The following is a 5,855-nucleotide window of genomic DNA, read 5'->3' as shown; positions in this document are numbered from 1 at the left end:
CGGCCCCGCCGGTGCCGACGCTGGACGAGCTCTTGCCGTCGCCGGCCGAGGATCCACCGGTGCCGAGTGTCGAAGCCGAGCCGCTGCCGGATCCGCTATCCGCTGCGGAGCCTCCGGTGCCGACCGTCGAACTGCTGGTGCCGCCGCCGGCCGACGAGCCGCCGGTGCCGAGCGTCGAGGCAGAGCCTGAGCCACTGCCGCCAGCCGAGGAGCCGCCGGTGCCGACGGTCGAGTTGCTGGTGCCGCCGCCGGCCGACGAACCGCCGGTGCCGACCGTCGAGCTCGATTGCGCAACGGCGAGTGCCGTGCCGGCCAACAGCGCGGCCGCAGCCGCAGAAAGCTTCAGGATTCTCATATCGGTTTCCTCCAGTGGGTTTCCAAAAACAAAGCGCCAATCAGGCTTGGGATAAAGTGGCGATCGCGGAAACGTTCCTCTTCACCGACGTGTTGATGCGCGACTGCTGCTTCATGCAATTCCGCAACGCGCAACGCGGCGGCGCTCGTGTCGATCGTTCATTGAGCGTTCATTTGCTGCGCGCCCTGGCGGCTGCCCGCCTATGGTGTTTCGGCCATCGCCAATGCATCGCGCGCGGAACGGTGGGGCGCCTCGCCGGCGATCAGCGGCGACGCTGTCGCAGCGGCGATGCTGGTGGACGTGTCCAGGACGATCTTCTCGGGCAGGGTGCGTGCGGAGCGGATACGAATGACCGTTCGGTCGACACCTGGTCCCGCCGACGGCGTCGCAAGCGGCGAAAGAGTTCGATCGAGCGCAAACAGCAGGGCCACGGCGAACGCGCCTGCAAACACGAAATATCGAATGATGGGCATCAGAGGTTACCGCGAAGTGGACCGAAAGCCGTTGCGCAGACGGGCCGCAATGAACGGCCCGCCCTGGCATGGAGTCAGTCCACCTCTTGGACGACCATGCGGGTCTGGGGATCGACCAGCATCACGCGGTCGCCCGAATAGACATAGCGGTACTTGGTGAGCGAGGGACCCCAGTCGCTCGGAACGGTCGCAAGCTCGACCTCGCGCGGCACGGCTGAGCCGACGACGATCTTCTCGCGCGTTTCGACCGGGCGGATCTTGCGCTCGGTGACGTAGGTCCGGATCTTGGTGCGATACTCCGGTTCGATCTGCACGGCAGCGCCGTGCCCCGCACCGGTCGTCGTGGTCACCGTGGTTTGCGCCATCGCGCTCGTCGAGACGAGCAGAGCGGCGGTTGAAATCAGCATGAGCTTCTTCATCGCATTTCCCTCGCCGCTGGATGCGGCGCTGCGATGAACTCGTCATCAGCCCGGCCGTTCCGCGGAACACGGAACGTTTGCCACTTTTTCCCGTTTTATTTCGGAGTGCTCAACTGGCGGAGCGGAAAATGCGTCCGCCGGATCAAGCCGGTTCGATGGTGTGTGATCAGGTCCTTTCTTCCTTACCGCCACCCCAGCGCCGGCGCGACGTGGGTCAAAATCGCCTCGATCGCATGCGCGCAATAGTCGACGCCGAGCTGGTTCGGGATCGTCAGCAGCAGCGTATCAGCCTCCGCGATCGCCTCGTCCTGCTTGAGTTGCTCGATCAGCACGTCGGGTTCGGCGGCATAACTCCGGCCGAAGATCGCGCGCGTGCGCGGATCGATGAAGCCGATCTGGTCCTCGCCTCCGCGCTCCCCGCCGAAATAGGCACGGTCGCGATCATCCATCAGCGCAAAAATGCTGCGGCTGACGGACACGCGGGGCTCGCGGGTGTGGCCGGCTTCCTTCCACGCCGCGCGATAGCTCCGGATTTGCGCGGCCTGCTGCACGTGGAAAGCTTCGCCGGTCTCGTCGTTCTTCAGCGTCGAGCTCTGCAGGTTCATGCCGAGCTGTGCGGCCCACACGGCGGTGGCGTTCGAGCCGGCGCCCCACCAGATCCGTTCGCGCAGGCCCTGCGCATGCGGCTCCAGGCGCAGCAGCCCCGGCGGGTTCGGAAACATCGGCTGCGGATTGGGCTCGGCAAAACCTTCGCCGCGGAGCAGGTCGAGGAAGACTTCGGCATGACGCCGCCCCATGTCGGCATCGCTCTGGCCCTCGGCCGGGCGATAGCCAAAATAGCGCCAGCCGTCGATCACCTGTTCCGGCGAGCCGCGGCTGATGCCGAGCTGGAGCCGGCCGCCGGCGATGAGATCGGCGCTGCCTGCGTCCTCCACCATGTAGAGCGGGTTCTCGTAGCGCATGTCGATCACGGCTGTGCCGATCTCGATCGTGCTGGTCCTGGCGCCGACCGCCGCGAGCAGCGGGAAGGGCGAGGCTAGCTGCCGCGCGAAATGATGCACGCGGAAATAGGCGCCGTCGGCCCCCAGCTGCTCGGCCGCAACCGCCAGCTCGATCGATTGCAGCAGCGTGTCGCGAGCAGAGCGGGTCTGCGATTGCGGCGAGGGCGTCCAGTGCCCGAAGGACAGAAATCCGATCTTCTTCATGCGGGCAACATAGGGATGATCGGAAAAATTTGCGAGACGTCGGCCAGGGGAAAGATGGCGCAAGGCGCGTGCCCGCAAGCGCAGTGCACCGCGAAGTCAGATCATTCGACTTCGATCCGCCATGCCCAGGCGCGCCCTCAGATTTCGCAACCGGTCAAATTCAATGCCTTGAGCAAGCCGCCGAACGCCTTGAGCCGACAGGGCTCGCCCTCGCTGCCGGCCTTTGCACGCTGAACATTGGCGGCTCGCTTGACAACGGGCGCCTTTGGTTTCGGCTTGGGACGTTTGGCGGTCGCGATCGTCTTCGGATTGTGCCGAGGACGGACGATCGGCGCCGGCGCGGACGAACCGACATGGATGTCTTGCGGAGCAGCGGGGTTTTCGATCGACGCAGCCTGCATCGGCATCGCGCTGGCCGCAACGGCAACCTCGAGGCGATCGGCCTTCGGCAATGCGTCATGTGAATCGGAGATGCCAGCGTTCTGCTGGGCAAGCGGCTGGACGACCGCGATTGCGCGACGCGGTGGAGCGTTCAGTTCCATTGCCGACAGCATGCCCACACTCAACAGGATGAGGAGGCCCAACAACGCCATTCTCAGCATAACGCGCCTCTAACCCAGGTTAGCGCCGCTGAAAATTCTCCGCGCCAATGAGGCAATCTGTCGGCCGGCGGCCGGCTCCCGGCCAATCATTTGCCGACAGGGTTAACGTCGGTGAGGCTCTCCGTTGACGCAGACTGCACGCCGCTCACGCGGCTTCCGAGAGCAGGCCGGGCCGGACACCACGAGAGCCATCGTCATACGTGATCATGCGTGCCGCTTGAGGGAAGTCGGATACCGACAGATTGGCCGGGAGCTGCGGTTGACCCGAAGGCGACATCGATCAGACGAATGATCGATCCAGCTCGCCTGTGTCCTTATGCTATTGTACCCACGTCGAGATGAGGGAGGGAAGGATGGACATTCGATCGAAACTGACGGCGTTGTGCGAAGCGTTCAACGCGCACGATCTGGATGCCATCATGGACTTCTTTGCTGACGATTGTGTCCTGGAGATGCCGAGGGGCGCCGATCCATGGGGCTCGCGCTTCGAGGGGAAACGCAAGGTGCGAGACGGGCTCGCGACGCGCTTTGAAGGCGTGCCGGACGTTCACTACGGCGACGCCGAACACTTTGTGGACGCGCCGGCAAACACGGGCATTTCAAAGTGGACACTCACGGGCACCACCCGCGAAGGAAAGGCGATCGAGGTCCGAGGATGCGACTTTTACACCTTTCGCGCGGGCGAGGTGATCCGCAAGGACTCCTACTGGAAGATTGTCGAGGGCCCTGCCTCAGCCCATTGATGCAGAAGTCCGAATGACCCAGGCCGACATGCGCCATGGGACTCGTGCCCATGATGGCGTCCGGTATGTCAGCAGTCATGACGAGATCGGGCATGGCGGGTAACGAACGTAAATCGACGCAAACGACCCGGGGCAGAGACCTTGCAGGCTCATCTTCCGCCTGCGAGATTGATGGATACTGGATGTAGTGACGGCCCGGAGTTTCAGCGATGCTGCGGCGTCATTTCTTCTTTTGCGGACTGGCGGTTGTCTTCGGCTCTGGCGCAGCCCGCGCCGACAAGCCTCGCGTTTGGCGGTTGGGATATTTGGGATCGGGCTCTGGAACGCGCAGCATCCCGGTATTGCGGAAAGCTCTGCAAGGCCTGGGATATGAAGAGGGAAAAACGCTTCTTCTCGATATTCGAGAGGCGAAAGGCGATTACTCCGTCCTGCCGGGGCTGGCCAAGGATCTCGTCGCAGGAAGACCCGACGTCATTGTCGCAGAGGCTACACCGGCCATTGCTGCTGTGAAGGAAGCCACCGCAAACATCCCGATCGTCATGTGTCCTGCGACCGATCCGGTTGGCTCGGGTTTCATAGAGAGCTTCGCCCATCCGGGCGGCAACATCACGGGCCTGGCCAACATGTACGGTGACTTGACGGCAAAGACCCTGGATTTCATGCATCTCGTGCTCCCGAATGCAAAGAAGATCGCGATTCTGACGTCTGCCAATCCCACGCACCGGTCGCTGTTCGAGGTTGCGAAACAGGGCGCGAAGAGCATCGGCATCGCCGCGGAGCAGTTTGCTGCCCCGACTCCGGCGGACCTTCCCGCCGCTTTCGCTGCGATGAAGTCGGCCGGCTGCGAGGCCGTGTATGTTCTTGCCGATCCGCCCCGTCCTCTCGTGCCGCAACTGGCCCAACAGCTCGAAATGCCCGCGATATACCAGGTCGATACCTACGTTCAGGTCGGCGGATTGATGAGTTATGGGCCGGACGTCCTGGACTTGTTCGTCAAAGCCGCCTCCTATGTCGACAAGATCTTCAAGGGCACAGCGCCTGCGGACATACCTGTCGAGCAGCCAAGCACGTTTCACTTCAAGATCAATCTTCGAACCGCAAGAGCACTGGGCTTGAAAGTGCCTGAGACCGTGCTGATCCAGGCGGATCAGGTCATTGAATGAGCATTCAGCCGGTGGTTCTTGGCATCGGATATCTTGCTGTGGCGTCGGCTCCCCGGAGTCAGCCGGTCATTGTCAAACGGGATCGACGCAATCGACCCGGAGCGGACGTTGGTGTCGGTCTAGAGACGCTTCCACTCCTGAACCACGATCTGGAAGTCGTCCTCATAGACAACCTTTCCGGGGTTCTTCGATCTGAGCAGGCGCACTGCGGAGTGTCGCGATTTCCCACATCTTTTTGATCGATGGCTGGGCCGTGTCCTTAAACCAAGAAACTGCTTCCGGTCCCCAGTTGCTCGTCGAGAATGGCGGACAAGGGAGATGGTCGTTTAGCCAAGCGTAGGTATCCTCAAGCCAAGCCGTCTGATAGGGGGCGAGTTGTCCGCGGTCGCGAAGGAGCCGCGCCTCAGTGATGATACCTGTCAGCCAGCGGTGGTTCTCACCGTCAGTGCCGACGACAAACCGGACAAACATGGTAAGTCGCGCCTCGACCGGAGCAAGCGTGCCAATTAGCTCAGCCTGAGTTCAGTCTGCCCCAGAGCTGACTTTGCTCGACGTTTGTCGCTAGGAGCGCTTAGTTCGAAAAATCGCCCCCGGGACCTCCGCCGGGAAACCTCTCCGGGGTGTCGTCGGGCTTAACGCTGTCGCCTTTGACGAACCCTACAAAGATGATGGTTAGCAAAGCGATCCCACAGAGAACCATTAGTCCTTGGAAGAGCGTCATCAAGCTTCCCCGATAGAAGACCCAATCCTTTTACCCTACTCAGGATTAAGGTTGTATCCGCTCAGCAATCCAAAATTTGATTGAAAAGTTGGACGGCGGCTTCTGGCCCTAAGCCTACCGACTTCGTCGCCTGCGGCTGGTCTGGTACTGTGAAGGGTTTCGGATGCCGGCCGC

General features: G+C 62.3%; 7 protein-coding genes. 2 read left to right on the top strand and 5 right to left on the bottom strand.

Features of this window, described 5'->3' with window-relative positions:
* The 5 genes from IC50_RS20475 to IC50_RS20455 form a co-directional block, all read right to left on the bottom strand.
* Nucleotides 1–355: hypothetical protein (locus IC50_RS20475; RefSeq protein ID WP_035708796.1), on the bottom strand; the 355-nt coding region annotated here is incomplete at its 3' end.
* Nucleotides 356–555: 200 nt separating this feature from the next.
* The gene (locus tag IC50_RS38440; RefSeq protein WP_050991044.1) at nucleotides 556–828 is read right to left on the bottom strand and encodes a hypothetical protein; all 273 of its coding nucleotides are present in this window, start codon (nucleotides 826–828) and stop codon (nucleotides 556–558) included.
* A 74-nt stretch (nucleotides 829–902) separates the two neighbouring features.
* Complete coding sequence (locus IC50_RS20465; RefSeq protein ID WP_035708793.1) at nucleotides 903–1,247, bottom strand: DUF1236 domain-containing protein; 345 nt, start codon at nucleotides 1,245–1,247, stop codon at nucleotides 903–905.
* A gap of 182 nt (nucleotides 1,248–1,429) precedes the next feature.
* The gene (locus IC50_RS20460) at nucleotides 1,430–2,452 is read right to left on the bottom strand and encodes an LLM class flavin-dependent oxidoreductase (protein WP_035708789.1); all 1,023 of its coding nucleotides are present in this window, start codon (nucleotides 2,450–2,452) and stop codon (nucleotides 1,430–1,432) included.
* A 137-nt stretch (nucleotides 2,453–2,589) separates the two neighbouring features.
* Nucleotides 2,590–3,006: a hypothetical protein gene (locus IC50_RS20455; RefSeq protein ID WP_244429613.1), complete on the bottom strand. Its 417-nt coding sequence runs from the start codon at nucleotides 3,004–3,006 to the stop codon at nucleotides 2,590–2,592.
* A 401-nt stretch (nucleotides 3,007–3,407) separates the two neighbouring features.
* On the opposite strand from IC50_RS20455, the gene IC50_RS20450 reads away from it, so the two are divergent.
* Together IC50_RS20450 and IC50_RS20445 are read left to right on the top strand one after the other, a co-directional pair.
* A complete protein-coding gene (locus IC50_RS20450) occupies nucleotides 3,408–3,797 on the top strand; it encodes a nuclear transport factor 2 family protein (protein WP_035708785.1) in 390 nt (129 codons plus the stop codon).
* Between the two features lie 209 nt (nucleotides 3,798–4,006).
* A complete protein-coding gene (locus IC50_RS20445; protein WP_081492475.1) occupies nucleotides 4,007–4,960 on the top strand; it encodes an ABC transporter substrate-binding protein in 954 nt (317 codons plus the stop codon).
* Nucleotides 4,961–5,855 lie beyond the last annotated feature (895 nt).

It is taken from the genome of Bradyrhizobium genomosp. I (2014), from assembly GCF_000261685.1.
GTDB lineage: Bacteria > Pseudomonadota > Alphaproteobacteria > Rhizobiales > Xanthobacteraceae > Bradyrhizobium.
Note: the sequence above shows the minus strand (reverse complement) of the source record. Positions and strands in the feature narration are given on the sequence as shown.

What these genes read in the sequence shown, in the direction of transcription:
- IC50_RS38440 (WP_050991044.1), bottom strand. Translation starts at nt 828, where the DNA reads ATGCCCATCATTCGATATTTCGTGTTTGCAGGCGCGTTCGCCGTGGCC.
- IC50_RS20465 (WP_035708793.1), bottom strand. Translation starts at nt 1,247, where the DNA reads ATGAAGAAGCTCATGCTGATTTCAACCGCCGCTCTGCTCGTCTCGACG.
- IC50_RS20450 (WP_035708785.1), top strand. Translation starts at nt 3,408, where the DNA reads ATGGACATTCGATCGAAACTGACGGCGTTGTGCGAAGCGTTCAACGCG.
- IC50_RS20445 (WP_081492475.1), top strand. Translation starts at nt 4,007, where the DNA reads ATGCTGCGGCGTCATTTCTTCTTTTGCGGACTGGCGGTTGTCTTCGGC.
- IC50_RS20460 (WP_035708789.1), bottom strand. Translation starts at nt 2,452, where the DNA reads ATGAAGAAGATCGGATTTCTGTCCTTCGGGCACTGGACGCCCTCGCCG.
- IC50_RS20455 (WP_244429613.1), bottom strand. Translation starts at nt 3,006, where the DNA reads ATGCTGTCGGCAATGGAACTGAACGCTCCACCGCGTCGCGCAATCGCG.